Below are 18209 nucleotides of genomic sequence, written 5' to 3'. Positions count from 1 at the left end.
TTGTCCCTTGGCAAGTTTTTTCCGGAGGTTGTGTCTCCGCTCACGGGTGAATCGGGCAATTCGCCCTTCAAGGGCAGGTCAGGCCACCGCCACCGCGGCCGTCACCGCTCCCGTCAGCCGAACCAGATCCGCCGGGGCGAGCTCGATCTCCAGGCCGCGCTTACCCGCGCTGCACAGCACCCGATCCCACTCCAGCGCCGACTCGTCGATGACGGTCGGCAGCCGCTTCTTCTGCCCCAGCGGCGAAATCCCGCCCAGCACATACCCGGTCGTTCGCTCCGCCTTGGCCTTGTCGGCCATGGCGGCCTTGCCGCCGCCCAGCGCCGCGGCCGCCGCCTTCAGCGACAGGGTGGTCGGCACCGGCAGCACCGCCACCGCCAGCCCGCCCGACCCGAGCTCGATCACGAGCGTCTTGAAGATCTGCCCGGCGGTAACCCCGAGCTCGCCCGCGAGCGCTTCCACCGCCTCCGCCCCGTACGAATCACTGCGCGGGTCATGGGTATACGAGTGCACCCGGTGGTCCACCTTCGCCTGCATCAGAGCCTTGATCGCCGGGGTCGGAGCTGCAGCCATGGGCTCACCCTATCCAGCGAACACAACCGGATTTCCGGTGCTGGGAACAGGGTGAGCGCCACGCCTGTTGCACGCGATACGCGCTTCGCGGCAACCGCAGGGCCCACGGTTCGCGGGCGCACGCATTCCATTCATCCAAGGAGGAGTCGGTGACCGTTCTGGTCGAAGAGCCCCCGGTGCGGACCGGGCCGCTGCTGTTCCGCAGGGGAGCCGCCGACGTCGCGCCCCCGGCCGGTTTCCTGGCCGAATCCCTGTTCGCGGTAGATTCAATTGCTACGGCGATCGAAGGGATTAGCGTGACGAGCGACGACGACATGGTCGATCGCCAGCGTGATGACGACGCGGACAGCGAGCGCATCGACGCCGGCGACGATCAAACGGTCGACTATGACGAGGTGAGCGAATCCGGTGCCAGGAGTGCCGAATCCGCGGCGGAACTGGCCGCGCGATTCGAGCGTGACGCGCTCCCGCTGCTGGATCAGCTCTACGGGGCGGCGTTGCGCATGACTCGCAACCCGGCCGATGCCGAGGATCTGGTGCAGGAGACCTTCGCCAAGGCCTACCAGGGGTTCCGCTCGTTCCGCGAGGGCACCAACCTGCGGGCGTGGCTGTACCGCATCCTCACCAATACCTACATCAACTCGTATCGGAAGAAGCAGCGCCAGCCCGCGCAGTATCCGACCGACGAGATCACCGACTGGCAGCTGGCCTCCACCGCCGAGCACACCTCCACCGGTCTGCGCTCCGCGGAGATGGAAGCCCTCGAGGCGCTGCCGGACGACGACATCAAGACCGCGCTGCAGTCGCTTCCCGAGGAGTTCCGGATGGCGGTGTACTACGCCGACGTGGAGGGCTTCCCCTACAAGGAAATCGCCGAGATCATGGGAACTCCCATCGGTACCGTGATGTCCCGTCTGCACCGTGGCCGCAAGCAGCTCAAGGGCCTGCTCGCCGACGTGGCGCGGGAACGTGGATTCAATCGATCGGGCAGCGATGCGGCGCGTGAGGAGGTAACCCAGTGAGCGACGAGATGGAAGAACTGGACTGCTCGGCGGTACTCGCCGATGTCTGGCTGCTCCTGGACAACGAGTGCGACGACACCGTGAAGGCACGGTTGCGCGAGCACATCGACCGTTGCTCGCCGTGCATCGAGGCCTACGGCCTGGAGGAGAAGCTGAAGTCGCTGCTGAATCGCAAATGTGGCGGCGACCGCGCACCCGATTCGCTGCGCCAGCGCCTGACGATGGAGATCCGGACCAGCTACACGCGCGACTGACCCGCCTCCCCGCGTCTTCAGCGCACGGCCGGGAGCCGTCGCTGGTCACGCATGCGTGCCGGCGGGCCGGTGCCGAACCGATTTCGGGCGTACCCGGCGAGTTACCCCGGTCAGCGCGAAATCAGCTGTCGCGTTCGGAAACGACTGAGCGGCATGACTTCCCAGCGGGAAGCCATGCCGCTCAGCGGTTTTCGAGCTTTCGCTACGGCTCAGGCGTTCGGCCGCTTGCCGTGGTTGGCGGCATTCTTCTTGCGGCCACGCTTCTTACGTCCACGCTTACCCATAGGTAATCTCCCTTCAGTCGGCCGCCATTCTTTCATGTGTGGTTGGCTGTACCTTCAGGGGCTACGGGTCACTCGAACGTGAGAGGTGTACATGGCTGAGGAAGTGAAGGCCGAGATGGTGTCGACCGTGCTGAACATCGAGGTCGCTGTCGGCGAGAAGGTCAGCGCCGACCAGACCCTGGTTCTGCTGGAGTCGATGAAGATGGAGATCCCCGTCATCGCCGAGATCGAGGGCACCGTCTCCTCCATCCATGTCAGCCCCGGCCAGGTGCTGCAGCAGGGTGACCTGATCGCCGTCATCTCCTGAGCAACGAGCCCCCGACCTGCTCCTGACGCGCCCGTGCCGTGTCGCGTGGGAACATACACGCGACGTGGGAACAGAGGAGCGTGGGTGAATGTCGACACTGAGTGAGCTGCTGGCCGAGCACACCGATCTACCGGGTGCGGCCGTCGACCATTTGCAGCGGGTGGTGGGGGACTGGCAGTTGCTGGCGGATCTGTCCTTCGCGGATCTGCTGCTCTGGGTGGGCACGGGCCCGGTCAGTGCGGGTGCGGAGGTGGTGTGCGTCGCCCAGTGCCGCCCCACCACCGCGCCCACCGTGCACCTCGAGGATCTGGTCGGCACCCTCGCCACCAAGGAGGCGAATCCGCAGGTGTTCGAGGCCCTGCTGACCGCCGATATCGCTCGCACCGAAACCGATACCGCGCTCACCGGCGTCTATCACCCGCATCCCGTGCACGCCATGCGCGAGGCCATTCCGGTGCGGGTCGGTGACGACATCATCGCCGTGCTCGGCCGCGACACCGATATCCAGCGTCGCAAGATGCGCTCCAGCCTTGAGATCGCCTACATGTCCTGCGCGGACGACCTGTGCCAGATGGTCGCCGACGGCACCTGGCCCGCGCTCGAGGACCGCACCGGCGCGCACTCCAGCCCCCGCGCGGGCGACGGTTTCATCCGCCTCGACACCGAGGGCACGGTCGTCTACGCCAGCCCCAATGCCTTGTCTGCCTATCACCGCATGGGTTTGCAGAACGACCTGGTCGGCCAGGATCTGGCGCTGACCACCCGCTCGCTGATCACCGATCCGTTCGACGCGCAGGAAGTGGTCGGCGACATCCAGGCGGCCCTGGCCGGAAAGGCCGGGCGCCGAATGGAAGTCGAGGCCCGCGGCGCGACCGTGCTGCTGCGCACCCTGGTGCTGCGCCCGCACGGGGAGCTCGCAGGGGCCGCGGTGCTGGTCCGTGATGTCACCGAGGTGAAGCGGCGCGACCGCGCGCTGCTGTCCAAGGACGCGACGATTCGCGAGATCCACCATCGGGTGAAGAACAACCTCCAGACGGTGGCGGCGCTGTTGCGACTGCAGGCCCGCCGCACCGAGAACGAGGAGGCCCGCCTGGCGCTGACCGAATCGGTCCGCCGGGTCACCTCGATCGCCTCGGTGCACGAAATGCTGTCCATGTCGGTTGACGAAGAGGTCGATCTGGACGAGGTGGTGGACCGCCTGCTGCCGATCATGGCCGATGTGGCGACGGTCCACACCGCCCGCATCAAGGTGCGTCGCGCCGGATCGCTCGGCGTCTTCTCCGCCGAACGGGCGACGCCGCTGGTCATGGTGCTGACCGAGCTGGTGCAGAACGCCATCGAGCACGCCTTCGACGCCGGCGAGAACGGTACTGTCACAATCCGTTCCGAGCGTTCGGCCCGCTGGCTCGACGTCATCATCAGCGACGACGGCCGCGGCCTGCCCGATGGATTCAGCCTGGAAGCCTCCGACCGGTTGGGCCTGCAAATCGTCCGCACACTGGTGACGGCGGAATTGGGCGGGTCCATCGGACTTCATCCCGGCGCCGATGTCGGCACCGACGCGGTCCTGCGAGTTCCCCTCGGCCGTCGCTCCGCCCGCTGAAAGATATTGCGCGGCGGACAAGTTCGGGCGTGATGAAAAATCTGCGCCCGAACTTTCGTTCGAAGAGGCAATCCCGTTGAACGGGAATTCCTCTCGTGATCAGAATTGGGCAGGGGCTTTGGGGGTGGAGCCCTCGAGGTGCTTCGTGGGGTTCCGGGGCGGAGCCCCTGAGAGTCCGGAGACTTGGCCGGCCCCTATACACACTGAAGCCCGGCACCTGAATTGGTGCCGGGCCGAATTGCGATGCGGCCGCGAGGCTGGGGTCGGCCGTAACGCCTGTCGCCTAGCTGGTTAGACGACGGTGCGGGTACGCGTCCGCGCGTTGCGGCGCTTCAGCGCGCGACGCTCGTCTTCGCTCATACCACCCCACACGCCGGCATCCTGGCCCGACTTCAGGGCCCAGGAAAGGCAGTCAGCGGTGACGGGGCAGCGAGCGCAGACCAGCTTGGCATCGGCAATCTGCGCGAGCGCCGGACCACTGTTTCCCACCGGGAAGAACAGCTCGGGGTCCTCGTCGCGACAGATGGCCTTGTGGCGCCAGTCCATTCCTCTGCTCCTTTGCTAGGGCGCGCACGACGCTGCCCCTTGGGTTTGTGGTCCGTTCACTTGTGCGACTCGAATGTTTCCGCACGGTTGCTTGTGAATGCTTTCACGAACACCGTAGATGTCAATAGATACCCGGTGCACCGTGGGGAAGCTCACGCTGTAAGACCCCTACATGGGGATCCGCCGTGTCATTTGTACTCGGTTGGGCCAGCTTTCGCAGCGCAACCGCGATGTTTCTCACGCGTGTCGAACCGGCTAGGGCTTCGGCGCGACCACATCGAGGATATCCGGGACGGCTGTGAAATTCACCATGTTGCGGCGTCCGATGAAGTCGCCATCGATTTGCAAGCCGATCGGTTCGGTCGCGGTAACGGTCACCGCCGGAACGTCGTCATCGCGAAACAATGTGCGGCCCTTGGGATCTCCGTGGGCTGCCAGCAACTGCCGGGCGACCATCAGGGTGGGCAGAACACCCATAGTTCGCATGGCAAACACCCCGAGACCCGATTCGAATGCGGTTCCCGGGTTCGTGACCACGGGCGTGTTGTCGAGATAAGTCCAGGGACTGGCATTGGTCACGAATGCGTAATGCACGTCCGTGACCGGTTCGTGACCTGGAATGTCGAGACGCACTTGCGGGGCATGTCGTTTGGTGCGGAAGAACTGCCGGACCGTGGTGCGCAGATAGCGAGCGGGCGTGGCGGCTTTGCCATTCGCGCGCTTGGCATCGATGGCCTCGCACACATCCGCGTCGAGTCCGACTCCCGCGCTGAAGAGGAACCAGCGATCGTCGGCGACGCCGAGCCCGATACGGCGGTCTGCGTCGTCGGCCACCAGATCGATGAGCTGATTGGTGGCGGTCACGGGATCCTGTTCGATGCCGAGCGAGCGCGCGAACACATTCGCCGAGCCGCCCGGGATGACGCCGAGCCGCGGCACCCACTCCCGCTGCGGCTCACCCGGCAGCGGGAGGAAACCGTTGACGGTCTCGTTCACCGTGCCGTCCCCGCCGTGCACCACGATCAGGTCCATCCGGGTGTCAGCGGCCCAGCGCGCCAGCTCGGCGGCGTGCCCCCGGTGCTCGGTCTGGTGAACGGTCAGCTGGGTGCGGCTTTCGAGTGCGTGAGCAAGCAGATCGCGAGTGGACCGAGTGGTCGAAGTGGCATTCGGGTTCACGATAAGCAAGGTCCGCACGGTGCCTATTTTGCCTCCGCTCCGCTCCGGCGGGTTCGCGGCCCCGAGGTCTCGTTCTTCCCTCCTCCGCTCCTCCGCTTCGCTCCCCCGCTCCGTCGGTCCAGAACGAGACGGCCGCGAACCTTGAAGTGCCAGTTCCGAACTGATTTCGGCCGTACGGGTGCACTGCGCAACGACGCTCGGTCGTAGGCTGGGCGGGTGGCTGAGGAGAACAACGGCGAGTACAAGCCCGTGGGCGAGAACAAGCCCGCGGGCGAGAGCGACGCGGTGCCGGCGACGGTGCGCGTGGCGGGCGCGCTGGTAGCGCTCGAGGGCGCGCTGGGCCTGGTCGCGATGGTCGTGCTGATCATCGTCGGCGTGAACGGGTCGGCGCAGAGTCCCAAGAACAGCTATCTCACCGCCGGGTACGCGGCCATCCTGGGTGGCGCGGTGCTGGCCGCGGGGATCGGGCTGATGCGCGGGAAGCGGTGGGGGCGGGCCATCGCGACGCTGACCCAGCTGTTGCTGCTGGGTGTCGCGTACTACATGTTCACCTCGGGCCGGCCCGAGTTCGGGGCGCCGCTGGGATTGCTGGCGCTGGGTGCGCTGGGTGCGCTGTTCGCTCCGGCCTCGAATCGGTGGATGGCCGCGGGCTACGGCTCCGTCGAGGAGTAGTCCCAGTCCTTTGCGCAGAGTCGCCGTATTAGTTGCTCAGTGGCCCGTGAGCGAGTTTTCGGACGCTCGCCCACCTCTCGGGTGAGCGAGCGCTTTCCAGCGATCCTGCGGCGAATTCGGATGCCGCGGCGAATTCAGTCGTCGGCGTGCGCCGCCAGGCGGGCCAGGGCCGCGCCGCGCAGGCGGTAGCCGGTCCACTCGTGCTGGTGCTCGGCCCCGATGGATTCGTAGAAGTCGATGCTCGGGGTGTTCCAGGTGAGAACCGACCAGTCGACGCGGGCGTACCCCTGCTCGACGGCCTCGCGGGCCAGCGTCGCGAGCAGGCTCTTGCCCAGCCCGCGGCCGCGGACCTCCGGCTTGACGTAGAGATCCTCCAGATAGACCCCGTGCACGCCCTTCCAGGTGGAGAAGTTCAGGAACCAGATGGCACAGCCCACCACGCCCTGATCACTCTCGGCCACATGGGCGTACAGCGCGGGCTGCGGCCCGAACAGGGCCGTCTCGAGCTGGGCCGCGGTGAGGGTGCACTCGTCGGCGGCCTTCTCGTACTCGGCCAGATCGTGAACGAGCTGCACGAGCGCCGGGATGTCTGCGGGGGTGGCGCGGCGAATCATTCGGCGGCCCCTTCCTACGGGTTGAGCGGCGGAACCAGATTGTGCGCGAGCACGGTTCGAGCCTGGTGATCGTGTCCCAGCACCGTAACCGCGGCGGTGGACAGGAAGAACCGGCGGCCTTCGATCACCTCGAACTCGGCCCAGCGGGCGATGAGCGCGCGGGAGAAGTGACCGTGGCCGACCAGCACCACATCGCGGATGGCGAGCTCGGGTATGACGGTGGCCAGCACGTGGTCGGCGCGCTTGCGGACGTGCTCGGCGGTCTCGCCCTCGGGGGGCTCGCCGGTCCAGATGGTCCAGCCGGGGGACATCTGCTGGATCTCGGGCGTGGTGAGGCCCTCGTATTCGCCGTAGTCCCACTCCACCAGATCGTCGTCGACGATGACGCCGGGGAGCCCGGCCAGCGCCGCGGTGCGCAGCGCGCGCTGCCGGGGGCTGCACAGCACCAGCGGATTCCGCAATTCCATGTCGTACAGCAGTTTTCCGGCGGCCCGGGCCTGGGCCTCGCCGATCTCGGTGAGGGGCACATCGGTGCGGCCGGTGTGGCGGCGCGCGGCCGACCAGGCCGTCTCCCCGTGTCGCAGCACTACCAACCGGAATTCGTCACCACTCATGAATTCGATCATGCTCCACCGCCTCCCCGAATACACAGCGGGCGGCAGAGAGCCGGTCGGAATCGGGCACCCGGCGGTCGGGAGCCGAGCCGATTCTGGACGTACCCGGGGAGTTACCCGGAGCCTTGCGAAATCAGTTGTCGCGACGGCACGCCGAGGGCGGCCGGGGTCAAGAGGCCGTGCCGACGCCGTAGACCTGGGTGCCCCGGTGCTCCAGGAAGACGCTGCCCGAAACGCTCAGCGCGATGGGCTCGTTGTGGTAGTCGCTGCGCTGCAGCGGGATTCGCGAGACCTGCGCGCCAGTGGCGGGATCCAGGATGGCCAGGCCGTCCGGGACCGGGGCCACCAGCTGGCCGGCCATCAGCGCCGGGGTGCCGAGCACGTGCTGGGCGCCCCACTGGGGGTCGAGGGTGGTGGGGTTGAGGGCGATCAGGCTGTCGCCGGTGAAGACGAAGAAACCGGTGGACAGGCGCGCCACCATGGCGGTGTCCGTGAAGGCCGGAACCTGGTGGGTGGCAAGCAGATTGCCGCTGACGTCATAGATGGTCAGCACCGGCGGGGTGGTCGGGGTGGCGGGGAGGTAGAGCGCGGTCCGGGTGTCGGACACCGCGATCACGCGCGCCCCGTCCACCGCGCCGCCGGGTTCGTTGAGCACGTGCGTGCTGTACTCCTCCGGCACCGTGCCGTCCTTGGGCGCGGGATTGAGGATGGACAGCCGGTCGGCGGAATCCTTGGGGCAGCGTTCCAGCACCGCCACCCGGCTGGGCGCCGAGCCCGCCGAGAGCAGGCGGCAGTCGGTGCGCGGCTGGGTGTGCGGATTCACCGGGGCGTCCACATAGCCGTACTCGAGGGTGCGGACCAGATCCGAGCGCCACATCTCCAGGCGGTCGTCGCCCAGCGCGAGCACGTAGGTGCCGTCCGGGGCCAGGGTGATCTGCTTGTCCATGTAGCTGGACCGCGCCGTCACCCGGGTCCCGGTCTCGGCGTTGAGCAGGGTGGTCTGACTGCAGCCGCGCTGATCCCGGTAGGTGGCGATGACCGTCCCGAACTGGACCTCCACCGCGCACAACGGCATGTCCCGCTGGTACTTCCAGACCTCGTCGCCGGTACGGGCATCCCGCCCGGTGACGGTGCCGTCCTCGGCGGTGACGGCCACCGCGCCCACCGTCAGCGAGCGCATGGCCGCGCCGTCCGGTGCGTGCCACAGCTCCTTGACCTGCGTAGGCACCGAGTCGGCCGCCGGTGGCGGGGTGAGGGTGTGGTTCGCGGACTGCGCGTGGGTGCCGCGCACATCGCTGGTCAGCACCACGACCGCTGCCGCGATCGCCACCAGAGCGGCGATCGCGACAGCGGTGAGAATATCGGCGCGCGTCCGCCGCTCGGGTGCGAGCACGACAGCGAGAGTAACCGATCCGCGCGGCTAGGCCGAGGCCGCGACCGCGGTGTCGGTCACCACCACGGTGGCCTCGGCGTCCACGTCGGCCTTCTTCCGCCGGGTCCGCCGCACCGGAGCCGCCGCCGCGGCCTCGTCGGAACCGCTGGCCGCAGCACCCGACTCGACCGCCTCGACCTCCGCCTTGACGGCCTTGCGGACCCGCTTGCGCGGCGCGGCCTTCGGCGCCTCGGTACCGTCCGCCGCCTCCGCGACCACCTCGGCCGCACCGTTGGCGTCCACGGTCGCCGCGGCCGCCTTACGAGTCCGCTTGCGGGGCGCGGCCTTCGGCGCTTCCGCAGCTTCGGCCGGGGCCTCGGCGGCGCCGTTGGCGTCCACGGTCGCGGCCGCGGCCTTGCGAGTCCGCTTGCGCGGTGCGCTCTTCGGAGCCTCCGCGGCGACCTCGGCGTCGGCGATGGCCTCGTCGGCGGTCGGCGCGGTGCTCGCGGCGCGGCTGGTGCGCTTGCGCGGCGCCCGCAGCGCGGGCTCGGCCGAGTCACCGTCGGTGGCAGCCGATTCCACCACGACGGCGGAACCGTCTGCGCCGGTGCCGGATTCGGCCACGGCGGCCTTGGTGCGGCGGGTGCGCCTGCGGGGCGCGTCCGCTTCGGCGGTCACGGGAGCCGCCGCCTCGGTCTCGGCGACGACGGCCGACTCCGTGGCGACCGGGGCCTCGACCGCAGTGACCGGGGCCTTAGCGGCAGTGACCGTGGCCTCGACGGCTGCTTTGGTCCGGCGGGTGCGCTTGCGGGGCGCGTCGGCCACGACCGCGTCGGCGTCGGTGACCGGCTCGACCGTCGTGGTGGCCACGCTCGCCTCGACCGGCGCGGGCGTCTCGGCGGTGGCCTCCGGGACGATGTCGGCGGTGGCCTCCGGGACGATGTCGGCGGTGGCCTCCGGGACGATGTCGGCGGCGGCCTCGGTCACGCCGGTGCTCTCGGCGGAACCCTTGCCCGCACGGCGGCTGCGCTTGCGCCCCCGGCGGGCGCCGTCCGCGGCATCCTCGGCGACGACGTCGGCAACCTCGGCGGGGCCGTCGGTGTCGACTTCGGTCTCGACCGTGGTCGCGACGATAGCGTCGGCCGGGGTGTTGCCGCCCTTGCCACGACGGCGACGGCGACGACGGCGGCCGGTCTTCTCCGGATCACCGGCGGCCGAATCGGCCTCGGCGGCAGGGGCTTCGGTGGTCACCACGGCCGCCTCGCCCTCGACCGGCCGGCCGCCGCGGGTACGACGGCGGTTGCGGTTGCGGGTGTCGCGGCGTTCGCGCTCCACCACGACGGCGTCCTCGTCGCGCTCGGGCTTGCGCTTGCGGATGACGCCGGTGACGCCCTCCGGGATGCCGAGCTCCGCGTAGAGGTGGGGGGAGCGGGAGTAGGTCTCCACCGGTTCCGGGATGCCGAGGTCGAGGGCCTTGTCGATGAGGGCCCAGCGATTCAGCTCGTCCCAGTCGACCAGGGTGACCGCGACGCCGGTGCGGCCCGCGCGACCGGTGCGGCCGATGCGGTGCACGTAGGTCTTCTCGTCCTCCGGGCACTGGTAGTTGACGACGTGGGTGACGTCGTCGATGTCGATGCCGCGGGCGGCCACGTCGGTGGCGACCAGCACGTCGATCTTGCCCTCACGGAACTTCTTGAGCGCCTTCTCGCGCGCGATCTGCCCCAGATCGCCGTGCACCGCGCCGACGGCGAAGCCGCGCTCCGCCAGATCGTCGGCGACCTTCTGCGCGGTCCGCTTGGTGCGTGCGAAAATCATTGTCGAGCCACGGGTTTCGGCCTGCAGGATGCGGGCGACCAGCTCGCTCTTGTCCAGCGCGTGGGCCCGGTAGACCAGCTGCGTGATCCGGTCGTGCACCGCGGAATCGTGCGGCTCCTCGGCGCGGATGTGGGTGGGCCGGTTCAGGAAGGCGCGGGCCAGGGTGATGATCGGGCCGGGCATGGTGGCCGAGAACAGCATGGTCTGCCGCTGCTCGGGGACCATGTTCAGGATCCGCTCGATATCGGGCAGGAAGCCCAGGTCCAGCATTTCGTCGGCCTCGTCGAGGACCAGCACCTGCACCTTGCCCAGGATCAGATGCTGCTGCTCGGCCAGATCCAGCAGGCGGCCCGGGGTGCCGACGACCACGTCGACGCCGGCGCGCAGCGCCTCGATCTGCGACTCGTACGGGCGGCCGCCGTAGATGGAGGTGACCCGGACGGCCTTGCCGTTGCCGTCCTTCAGATACTTGCTCGCGTTCTCCAGGTCCTCGGTGACCTGGATGCACAGCTCGCGGGTCGGCACGATGATCAGGGCGCGCGGAGTGCCGTCGAGTTCCTTCGTGCCGGAGCCGCCGGTGGCGATGCGGTGCAGCAGCGGCACACCGAAGCCGAAGGTCTTACCCATACCGGTGCGGGCCTGGCCGATGAGATCTTCACCGGCCAGCGCGAGCGGCAGGGTGAGTTCCTGAATGGCGAAAGTGCGTTCGATGCCGATGTCGGCGAGGGCCCGGACGATTTCCGGGTGCACGCCCAATTCGGCGAAAGAGGGAGCGAGGTGGGTGTCGTCGAGTTCCGCGGTCAGCAGCGTGTCCGCCACACCCGGTTCCTGCTCTACGGTGATCTTGCTCAGGTTCTTGCCTTTCCTCGTTTATCGCGTCTCGCGCGCACGAGGCGTGGGGCGGACCCGGTCGGTCCGCGACGACCACTTGATCCGTTCTCGCCGCTGCGGGATGCCTCTCCGGTGGATGGGCGTCGACCTGGCGCGGCGGTGCAGTGCTGCGGATCGGAGTGCGCGCACATTTTCCATGGACTACGGGTATGAATTCCGCGTCCGCGGAGATTGTAGCGTGATACGGCCTTCACCCTGATTTCCGCCACCGCTAATGTGTGGCGTTATTGCGCTGGTTGGCGTGCTTATCGGTAGTGAGAGGCGGCCTGATCCGGGGTTTCGCATTGCCGTTAATGATTGTGGCGCACCATAATTCGCCCGGGGACAATCGTGTCGGCCACCGCCTGGACAGTTGAGTTGCTCACATAGGTGATACACCGTGTACCACTATCTGCGAAGGTGGTGCCGTGAGCTTGGCAGACACCGTGAGCACCGCCGCCCGAAACATGTGGTCGCTGACCTTCGGCGACGGCATCGAGGCCCCCGAACCCACCCCGTCGACGGTGCTGTCTGACGCGCCGCATCGCGAACTGCGCCGCTACGACGGCGCGGGCCCCGACGATCCGGCCGTGCTGCTGGTCCCGCCGCTGGCCGCGCCCGCCTTCTGCTTCGACCTGCGCCCCGATCAGAGCCTGGCCCGGTTCCTGCTGGAATCCGGCCGGGCGCCCTACCTGGTCGACTACGGCGACATCACCTTCGAGGACCGGCGCATGGGCTTCGAGACCTGGATCGAGGACATCCTGCCCGAGGCCATCCGCGAGGTCTCCGCGGATCGCGGCGGCCGTCCGGTGGATCTGGTGGGCTGGTCCATCGGCGGCGTCCTGGCCCTGCTGACCGCCGCGGCCGATCAGGCGCTGCCCATCCGGTCCATCACGGCCGTCGGCGCGCCGCTGAGCTACGACCACATGATCGGTGCGCGCGAACTGCGCACCCTGGCACGCATCGACGGCGGCCGCACCGCGACCGCGGCCATTCGCGTCGCCGGTGGGGTCTCGGCGCAGCTGACCCGGATCGCCTACCGCGCCACCGCCTGGGATCGGGAACTCAAGCGGCCGTTCTTCATTGCGAGCAATCTCGCGGACACCGCGACCCTGGCCCGGATGGAGACCATCGATCGGTTCCAGAATTCACTGCCCGGCTATCCGGGGCGTTTCTACAACCAGTTGTGGGGCCGTTTCATCCTCAACAACGACATCGGCAAGGGCGTGGTGCACCTGGGCGACCGGCAGATCGCGCTGGCCGACATCACCCAGCCGGTGCTGCTCGTCGGCGGACCGAACGACGTGATCACCGCGGCCGCCGCCGTGGAGCACGGGACGACGACGCTGACCGGCTCGCCGGAGGTGCGGTACGAGACCGCACCCGGCTCTCATCTCGGCATTCTCATCGCCCGTGACACCACGTGGACGTATCTGGACAAGTTCCTGCGCGACCAGCCCTGACAGGCCGCTACCTCGGAAGGATGGGCCGGCGGTAGCCACGAATCGCCGGTTCGATCCTGAATTGCGTTGTGTTACAAGGCATTACGAGCATATCGGGGGTGCGCCCCGGGTGTCGTCGCCGATGGATGAATGCGCGTCGTTTTCGGCCGCTAGGGTGGGGTCCCATGGGAGCAAACTCGTCCACTGCGCTCGGCGCTACCTCGGAGTCTTCCGACGGCCGTATCTCCGCCGAACATCCTGGAGCCACCGACCTCTTCGCGGTCCTCGCCTACGGTGAGATCTCCGCCTTCTACCGACTGGCCGAAGAGGCCAAGCTGTCGCCCACGCTGCGCGGCCGGGTGGCCGTCGCCAAGATGGCCGGCAACGAGATGGAACACTTCAAGACCCTGGAGCGGGCGCTGGCCGACCGCGGCGTCGACATCTTCGACGCCATGGCCCCGTTCGTGCGCGCCCTGGACGCCTATCACGCCTCCACCGACCCCTCCACCTGGCTGGAGTCGATGGTCAAGTTCTACGTCGGCGACGGCATCGCCGCCGACTTCTACACCGAGATCGCCGGCGCCCTGGCTCCCGAGGTCGCCGACGTGGTGCGCGATGTGCTGGCCGAGACCAGCCACTCCGAGTTCGTCATCGAGGAGGTGCGCACCGCGGTCGCCCAGAACCGGTCCGAGCGGGACCGGCTGGCGCTGTGGGGCCGCCGCCTGCTGGGTGAGGCCATCACCCAGGCGCAGTACGTGATGGCGCAGCGCGACGGGCTCACCGACCTGGTGCTCACCGCCACGGGCGATCTGAACGGCATCGCCACGCTGTTCGAGCACATGCAGAACAGTCACGCCGAGCGCATGCGCGTACTCGGCCTGAGCTGACGCTCCCCGTTTCTCCCCGCCGTCTGCGCTGTTCCCTGGCAGTGCCGTGGGTGCTGTTCGCTGACAGCGCAGGCGGTCGCGGCCGGACGCTGTCCCGGCTGCGCTAGCGTGATCAGGACAGCACAGGACTCTAGGTTCGGAGGTTGGCCGTGGAGGTCAAGATCGGCATTTCGGATAGCCCGCGTGAGCTCGTCATCATCAGCTCGCAGACCCCCGCCGAGGTCGAGGCGGCCGTCACCGGCGCGCTCCAGGGTGAGGGTGGCGTCGTCACGCTGACCGACGAGAAGGGCCGCAAGTTCCTGATCCAGGCCTCGAAGGTCGCCTATGTCGAGATCGGCACCCCCTCTTCGGGTCGCGTCGGCTTCGCGGCCGTCTAGCCGAACTCTCGGGGACTTCCTGAAACCCCTAGTGACGTAAAAGAATTGCCCCGCCGAGCAGCTCGGCGGGGCAATTCTTTTGTTGTTGTCGGGGATTCAGGGGATTACCCCCGAATCCTTCGAGAGATGAGAGAACTTTTCTCTCAATCCATCGGGTGCAGGGGTACGTGCTTCAGGCCGCCCCAGCACAATGCGACGGTGGTGTCGACCGCGTCGTCCTTGCTGATCGGCCGGTCCGCCTCGAGCCAGTAGCGCGCGCTCAGCTGGCTGGCGCCGACCAGGCCGACGGCGAGCACACGGGCGTGGTAGGGCTCCAGGCCGGAGTCGTGGGCGACCAGGTCGAAGACCGCGTCCACGCACGCCTCGGTGGCCTGCTCGACACGGCGCTGCACCTGCGGCTCATTGGTCAGATCGGATTCGAAAACCAGTCGGAAGCCCTGGGTTTCGTGATCGACGAAGTCGAAGTAGGCCTGCACGGCGGCGCGCACGCGCTGCTTGTTGTCGGTGGTGGAGCGCAGCGCCTGGCGCACGCTCGACACCAGGGCGTCGACGTAGTTCTGCAGGACGGCCAGATACAGTTCGAGCTTGCTCGAGAAGTGCTGGTAGAGCACCGGTTTGCTGACGCCGGCGCACTGCGAGATCTCATCCATGCCCGAGGCGTGATAGCCGCGTAGCACGAAGACCTCGCTGGCGGCCGCGAGTAGCTGCGCCCGGCGCGCCTCGCGGGGCAGGCGGGTGCCGCGCTTGCTTGCCGCCATGGCCTCGGATGACGTGCGGTGCGACGTCATCCGGTCCACGAGGTCAGTCATTGCCTTTTCTCCCAGTTGATTCCCGGTGGGAAGGATGTCACCGGTATCCCACGAACGATACTCGCTCATGGGGCCCGTGCCGATCCAGGTTCCGAATATTGGTGTGCTGGTTGTTGCCGATCAGCACCGGTGATGGTCGAGTGGGACTCGCATCGATTATGCGAGGCCGATCACAACTGTGTAGCACATGTTCTGATTTGTGAGCTCTGCCGCATTGGCGTGAGATATCTCGCAGCAATAGCACCGCCTGGCCACGGCCCTTCCGTGCGTGGGGGCGGGCTGTGAGAGTCTGTCAGTCGTGACCGACCATGGGGGCAGCAGTTCCGGCGGGCCTGATTCGCGCCGCCCCGTGGGGGCCGGTGTGCCGGCCGCCGGAAGCAAGCGCCGAAGAAGACCCAGCGGGCCGATCTACGATCCGCTCGGTTTGTACACCCGCGCCAGCGCATCGCAGACCGGCCCCTCGATATCTTCCGGGCTCATCACACCGCCCGAACCCGTACCCGATCCGAGTCAGCCCGCCGGTGATCGCCTGCCGCTGCCGCACCAGCCGCTGCGCGCCCGCTGGGATCCCACCGCCCCGCCCGCCGATGCCCGCAACCGGCAGCGCCCCGACCGCGAGACCAAGAAGCAGAGTCCGCTGGGCCGCTTCGTGAGCACCTACGGCTGGCGTGCCTACGCCCTGCCAGTACTGCTCGTCATCACCGTCCTGGTCGCGGTGGACGCCCTGCGCCACACCGGCGACGCCAGCACCGGACTCCCCGGCTTCGGCCGCCTCAGCGAGCACACCGACAAGCCCAGCGGCATCATCGGCGGCGCACCCAAGGGCGATGGCAGGTACGCCGCCGATCTGCCCACCGGCGCGGTCCCGCCCGGCGGGCCCTACACCGACACCGGTACCGGCAGCTGGCACCTGGTGCCCGGCAATACCGCGCAGGTCGGCACCGGCTCCCAGCACGTGTTCACCTACACCGTGGAGATCGAGGACGGCGTGGACACCGCCAGCCTCGGCGGTGATCCGGCCATCGGCCAGATGGTCGACGCCACCCTCGCGAATCCCAAGTCCTGGACCCATGATCCGCGTTTCGGCTTCCGGCGCGTGGACACCGGCACTCCGGATTTCCGCATCTCGCTGACCTCCCGCGATACCACCCGCAAGTCCTGCGGTTTCGAGATCCCGGTCGACTCCTCCTGCTACAACGCCGATCTGGGCCGCGTGGTGCTCTCCGAGGTGCGCTGGGTGCGCGGGGCGCTGGCCTTCGAGGGCGATGTCGGCTCCTACCGGCAGTACCAGATCAATCATGAAGTGGGACATGCCATCGGCTACCACGAGCACCAGCCGTGCGAGGTCGACGGCGGGCTGGCGCCGGTCATGATGCAGCAGACCTTCGGGACCAGGAACAACGACATCGCGAAGCTCGATCCCGAAGGTGTGGTGCCGATGGACGGCAAGACCTGCCGCTTCAACCCGTGGCCCTACCCGCGGGCCTGAGCGCCCTCCACCGCGGCGGCGGACACGGGTTCCGTTGCGGCCGAAGGCTGGTGCCTGGCGACGCCCAGGCCCGCCAGGGCGCCCAGGGCCGCCGCGGCGGCCGCGGTGAGCAGTGCCGCGCGGAAGCCGTGCTGGACGGCCGTCGTCGAGGTGTAGCCGCCGGCGACGGTGAAAACCGCTGAGGTGACCGCGATTCCGAAGCTGCCGCCGAGCTGGCGCAGGGCGTTGTAGATCCCCGACGCGGTGCCGATGGACTCCGGTCCGACCGAGCTGATCGCCGCGTTCTGCACCGCGGGCATGGCGGCCGATATGCCGATACCGGTCAGCAGCATCGGCCCGATCAGCGCCGGATATCCGGCCCCGGCCCCGGCGGCCAGGGCTATCCAGAGCAGGCCGATCCCCGCCAGCAGCAGTCCGGCCGCGATCAACCGGCGTTCGCCGATCCGGCTCATGCGCGCGCCCGCCAGTGGGGCGACCACGAAAAGCGTTGCGGTCCAGGGCAGCAGGCGCAGCCCGGAGCCGAGCGGGCTGTTGTGCAGCCCGGCCTGCAGGTACTGGGCGAAGAAGAACGCGGTGCCGAAGAGCGCGGCGGTCATCAGGAGCCCCGCCAGATTGGCGGCGCCGAAGCCGGGGCGGGTGAACAGCCGCATGGGCACCATGGGCTGTGGGGTGCGCAGCTCCCAGCCGATGAAGGCCGCCAGCAGGGCACCGCCGCCGAGCAGTGCGCCCAGGACCTCGGCGCTGGTCCAGCCGATCGCATTGCCGCGAACCAGTCCGAGCACCAGCCCGAGTACGCCGAGCCCGGACAGCAGGACGCCGACGGTGTCGACCTGTGCGGCGGGCCCGGTGCTTTCCGCGACCCAGCGGCGGACGGCCGGAATCAGCGCCGCGCCGATGGGCACATTGAGCCAGAAGATCCACTGCCAGGTCAGGCCCTGCACCACGGCCCCGCCGACGACGGGTCCGCCCAGGATGGCCAGCCCGGTGATCCCGGCGAAGATGCCCATGGCCCGTCCGCGCTGGGCGGGCGGGAAGGCCACCGCGAGCAGGGCGAAGGCGGCCGGCATGATCATGGCCGCGCCGACGCCCTGCACCGCGCGGGCGGCGATCAGTGCGCTGATGCCGGTGGCCAGTGCGCAGGCGGCGGAGGAGAGGGTGAACAGCGTGAGCCCGGCGATGAGCAGGCGGCGGCGGCCGATGCGGTCGCCGATCACCGCGGCGGTCATCAGGAGCACCGCGAGTGCGAGCGTGTACGAGTTGAAGGTCCAGCCGAGCGCCTCGAGGGACGCGCCGAGCTGGACCCGGATGGTGTTGAGCGCGGTGGTGACGACGAGTGCGTCGAGCCCCACCATGAGTGACGCCACCGAGGTGAGGGCGAGCGTCCAGCGCTGGTGAGTGGTCATGGGGGAGTGACCTTTCGGGTCGGTTCGGATGTCACCGGTACGTACTCACCGGCTCGTGAAAACTCATCGGCCGCTGGTCG

At 68.5% G+C, this 18209-nt stretch carries 18 protein-coding genes and 1 pseudogene; 9 read left to right on the top strand and 10 right to left on the bottom strand.

The window, feature by feature from the left end:
* Positions 1–78: 78 nt before the first annotated feature.
* Positions 79–573, bottom strand: coding sequence for a Cys-tRNA(Pro) deacylase (gene ybaK, locus ACIRRA_RS17245; protein WP_357002122.1), 495 nt, complete (start codon positions 571–573; stop codon positions 79–81).
* A gap of 314 nt (positions 574–887) precedes the next feature.
* On the opposite strand from ybaK, the gene ACIRRA_RS17240 reads away from it, so the two are divergent.
* Both ACIRRA_RS17240 and rsrA read left to right on the top strand, forming a co-directional pair.
* Complete coding sequence (locus ACIRRA_RS17240; RefSeq protein ID WP_402768726.1) at positions 888–1595, top strand: sigma-70 family RNA polymerase sigma factor; 708 nt, start codon at positions 888–890, stop codon at positions 1593–1595.
* Between the two features lie 8 nt (positions 1596–1603).
* Complete coding sequence (gene rsrA / locus ACIRRA_RS17235; RefSeq protein WP_402768723.1) at positions 1604–1849, top strand: mycothiol system anti-sigma-R factor; 246 nt, start codon at positions 1604–1606, stop codon at positions 1847–1849.
* 209 nt (positions 1850–2058) lie between these two features.
* On the opposite strand, the gene ACIRRA_RS17230 is transcribed toward rsrA, so the two are convergent.
* Positions 2059–2133, bottom strand: a complete 75-nt coding sequence (locus ACIRRA_RS17230) for a 50S ribosomal protein bL37 (RefSeq protein ID WP_153805149.1) — start codon at positions 2131–2133, stop codon at positions 2059–2061.
* Positions 2134–2224: 91 nt separating this feature from the next.
* On the opposite strand from ACIRRA_RS17230, the gene ACIRRA_RS17225 reads away from it, so the two are divergent.
* The gene (locus tag ACIRRA_RS17225; RefSeq protein WP_402768516.1) at positions 2225–2440 is read left to right on the top strand and encodes a biotin/lipoyl-binding carrier protein; all 216 of its coding nucleotides are present in this window, start codon (positions 2225–2227) and stop codon (positions 2438–2440) included.
* Between the two features lie 88 nt (positions 2441–2528).
* Entirely contained in the window at positions 2529–4043 is a 1515-nt protein-coding gene (locus ACIRRA_RS17220) for a sensor histidine kinase (RefSeq protein WP_402768513.1), read from the top strand.
* 291 nt (positions 4044–4334) lie between these two features.
* On the opposite strand, the gene ACIRRA_RS17215 is transcribed toward ACIRRA_RS17220, so the two are convergent.
* The gene (locus ACIRRA_RS17215) at positions 4335–4589 is read right to left on the bottom strand and encodes a WhiB family transcriptional regulator (protein ID WP_011211115.1); all 255 of its coding nucleotides are present in this window, start codon (positions 4587–4589) and stop codon (positions 4335–4337) included.
* A gap of 255 nt (positions 4590–4844) precedes the next feature.
* Positions 4845–5783, bottom strand: coding sequence for a diacylglycerol/lipid kinase family protein (locus ACIRRA_RS17210; RefSeq protein WP_402768510.1), 939 nt, complete (start codon positions 5781–5783; stop codon positions 4845–4847).
* Positions 5784–5981: 198 nt separating this feature from the next.
* Between ACIRRA_RS17210 and ACIRRA_RS17205 the strand changes: the two genes are divergently transcribed.
* Entirely contained in the window at positions 5982–6437 is a 456-nt protein-coding gene (locus ACIRRA_RS17205) for a hypothetical protein (RefSeq protein ID WP_402768507.1), read from the top strand.
* 134 nt (positions 6438–6571) lie between these two features.
* Here ACIRRA_RS17205 and ACIRRA_RS17200 read toward each other — a convergent pair whose 3' ends face one another.
* From ACIRRA_RS17200 to ACIRRA_RS17185, 4 genes and pseudogenes are all read right to left on the bottom strand, one after another.
* Positions 6572–7051, bottom strand: a complete 480-nt coding sequence (locus ACIRRA_RS17200) for a GNAT family N-acetyltransferase (RefSeq protein WP_402768504.1) — start codon at positions 7049–7051, stop codon at positions 6572–6574.
* Between the two features lie 14 nt (positions 7052–7065).
* Positions 7066–7665, bottom strand: coding sequence for an acid phosphatase (locus ACIRRA_RS17195; RefSeq protein ID WP_402768501.1), 600 nt, complete (start codon positions 7663–7665; stop codon positions 7066–7068).
* Positions 7666–7834: 169 nt separating this feature from the next.
* Positions 7835–9058, bottom strand: a complete 1224-nt coding sequence (locus tag ACIRRA_RS17190) for a hypothetical protein (RefSeq protein ID WP_402768499.1) — start codon at positions 9056–9058, stop codon at positions 7835–7837.
* 1241 nt (positions 9059–10299) lie between these two features.
* Positions 10300–11671, bottom strand: a pseudogene (locus ACIRRA_RS17185) (DEAD/DEAH box helicase); the annotation flags it as partial.
* 479 nt (positions 11672–12150) lie between these two features.
* Between ACIRRA_RS17185 and ACIRRA_RS17180 the strand changes: the two are divergent.
* From ACIRRA_RS17180 to ACIRRA_RS17170, 3 genes are all read left to right on the top strand, one after another.
* Entirely contained in the window at positions 12151–13185 is a 1035-nt protein-coding gene (locus ACIRRA_RS17180; RefSeq protein WP_402768495.1) for an alpha/beta fold hydrolase, read from the top strand.
* Positions 13186–13349: 164 nt separating this feature from the next.
* The gene (locus ACIRRA_RS17175; RefSeq protein WP_402768492.1) at positions 13350–14051 is read left to right on the top strand and encodes a ferritin-like fold-containing protein; all 702 of its coding nucleotides are present in this window, start codon (positions 13350–13352) and stop codon (positions 14049–14051) included.
* 149 nt (positions 14052–14200) lie between these two features.
* The gene (locus ACIRRA_RS17170) at positions 14201–14428 is read left to right on the top strand and encodes a DUF3107 domain-containing protein (protein ID WP_357002150.1); all 228 of its coding nucleotides are present in this window, start codon (positions 14201–14203) and stop codon (positions 14426–14428) included.
* Between the two features lie 143 nt (positions 14429–14571).
* Here ACIRRA_RS17170 and ACIRRA_RS17165 read toward each other — a convergent pair whose 3' ends face one another.
* On the bottom strand, positions 14572–15237 hold the full coding sequence (locus ACIRRA_RS17165; protein WP_402768489.1) for a TetR/AcrR family transcriptional regulator: 666 nt from the start codon (positions 15235–15237) through the stop codon (positions 14572–14574).
* A gap of 298 nt (positions 15238–15535) precedes the next feature.
* Between ACIRRA_RS17165 and ACIRRA_RS17160 the strand changes: the two genes are divergently transcribed.
* Positions 15536–16726: a DUF3152 domain-containing protein gene (locus tag ACIRRA_RS17160; RefSeq protein WP_402768486.1), complete on the top strand. Its 1191-nt coding sequence runs from the start codon at positions 15536–15538 to the stop codon at positions 16724–16726.
* Here the strand turns inward: ACIRRA_RS17160 and ACIRRA_RS17155 are convergent.
* Positions 16711–18129 (bottom strand): DHA2 family efflux MFS transporter permease subunit, encoded by a 1419-nt coding sequence (locus ACIRRA_RS17155; RefSeq protein ID WP_402768483.1) that lies wholly within the window; start codon positions 18127–18129, stop codon positions 16711–16713. The genes ACIRRA_RS17160 and ACIRRA_RS17155 overlap by 16 nt on opposite strands.
* Positions 18130–18209: the final 80 nt, after the last annotated feature.

The sequence above is a fragment of the Nocardia sp. NPDC101769 genome (genome assembly GCF_044766925.1).
In the GTDB taxonomy this organism is placed as follows: Bacteria; Actinomycetota; Actinomycetes; order Mycobacteriales; family Mycobacteriaceae; genus Nocardia.
This window is presented reverse-complemented; position numbering and strand designations above follow the sequence as displayed.

What these genes read in the sequence shown, in the direction of transcription:
- ACIRRA_RS17175 (WP_402768492.1), top strand. Translation starts at nt 13,350, where the DNA reads ATGGGAGCAAACTCGTCCACTGCGCTCGGCGCTACCTCGGAGTCTTCC.
- ACIRRA_RS17165 (WP_402768489.1), bottom strand. Translation starts at nt 15,237, where the DNA reads ATGACTGACCTCGTGGACCGGATGACGTCGCACCGCACGTCATCCGAG.
- ybaK (WP_357002122.1), bottom strand. Translation starts at nt 573, where the DNA reads ATGGCTGCAGCTCCGACCCCGGCGATCAAGGCTCTGATGCAGGCGAAG.
- ACIRRA_RS17215 (WP_011211115.1), bottom strand. Translation starts at nt 4,589, where the DNA reads ATGGACTGGCGCCACAAGGCCATCTGTCGCGACGAGGACCCCGAGCTG.
- ACIRRA_RS17225 (WP_402768516.1), top strand. Translation starts at nt 2,225, where the DNA reads ATGGCTGAGGAAGTGAAGGCCGAGATGGTGTCGACCGTGCTGAACATC.
- ACIRRA_RS17195 (WP_402768501.1), bottom strand. Translation starts at nt 7,665, where the DNA reads ATGAGTGGTGACGAATTCCGGTTGGTAGTGCTGCGACACGGGGAGACG.
- ACIRRA_RS17220 (WP_402768513.1), top strand. Translation starts at nt 2,529, where the DNA reads ATGTCGACACTGAGTGAGCTGCTGGCCGAGCACACCGATCTACCGGGT.
- ACIRRA_RS17240 (WP_402768726.1), top strand. Translation starts at nt 888, where the DNA reads ATGGTCGATCGCCAGCGTGATGACGACGCGGACAGCGAGCGCATCGAC.
- ACIRRA_RS17155 (WP_402768483.1), bottom strand. Translation starts at nt 18,129, where the DNA reads ATGACCACTCACCAGCGCTGGACGCTCGCCCTCACCTCGGTGGCGTCA.
- ACIRRA_RS17200 (WP_402768504.1), bottom strand. Translation starts at nt 7,051, where the DNA reads ATGATTCGCCGCGCCACCCCCGCAGACATCCCGGCGCTCGTGCAGCTC.
- rsrA (WP_402768723.1), top strand. Translation starts at nt 1,604, where the DNA reads ATGGAAGAACTGGACTGCTCGGCGGTACTCGCCGATGTCTGGCTGCTC.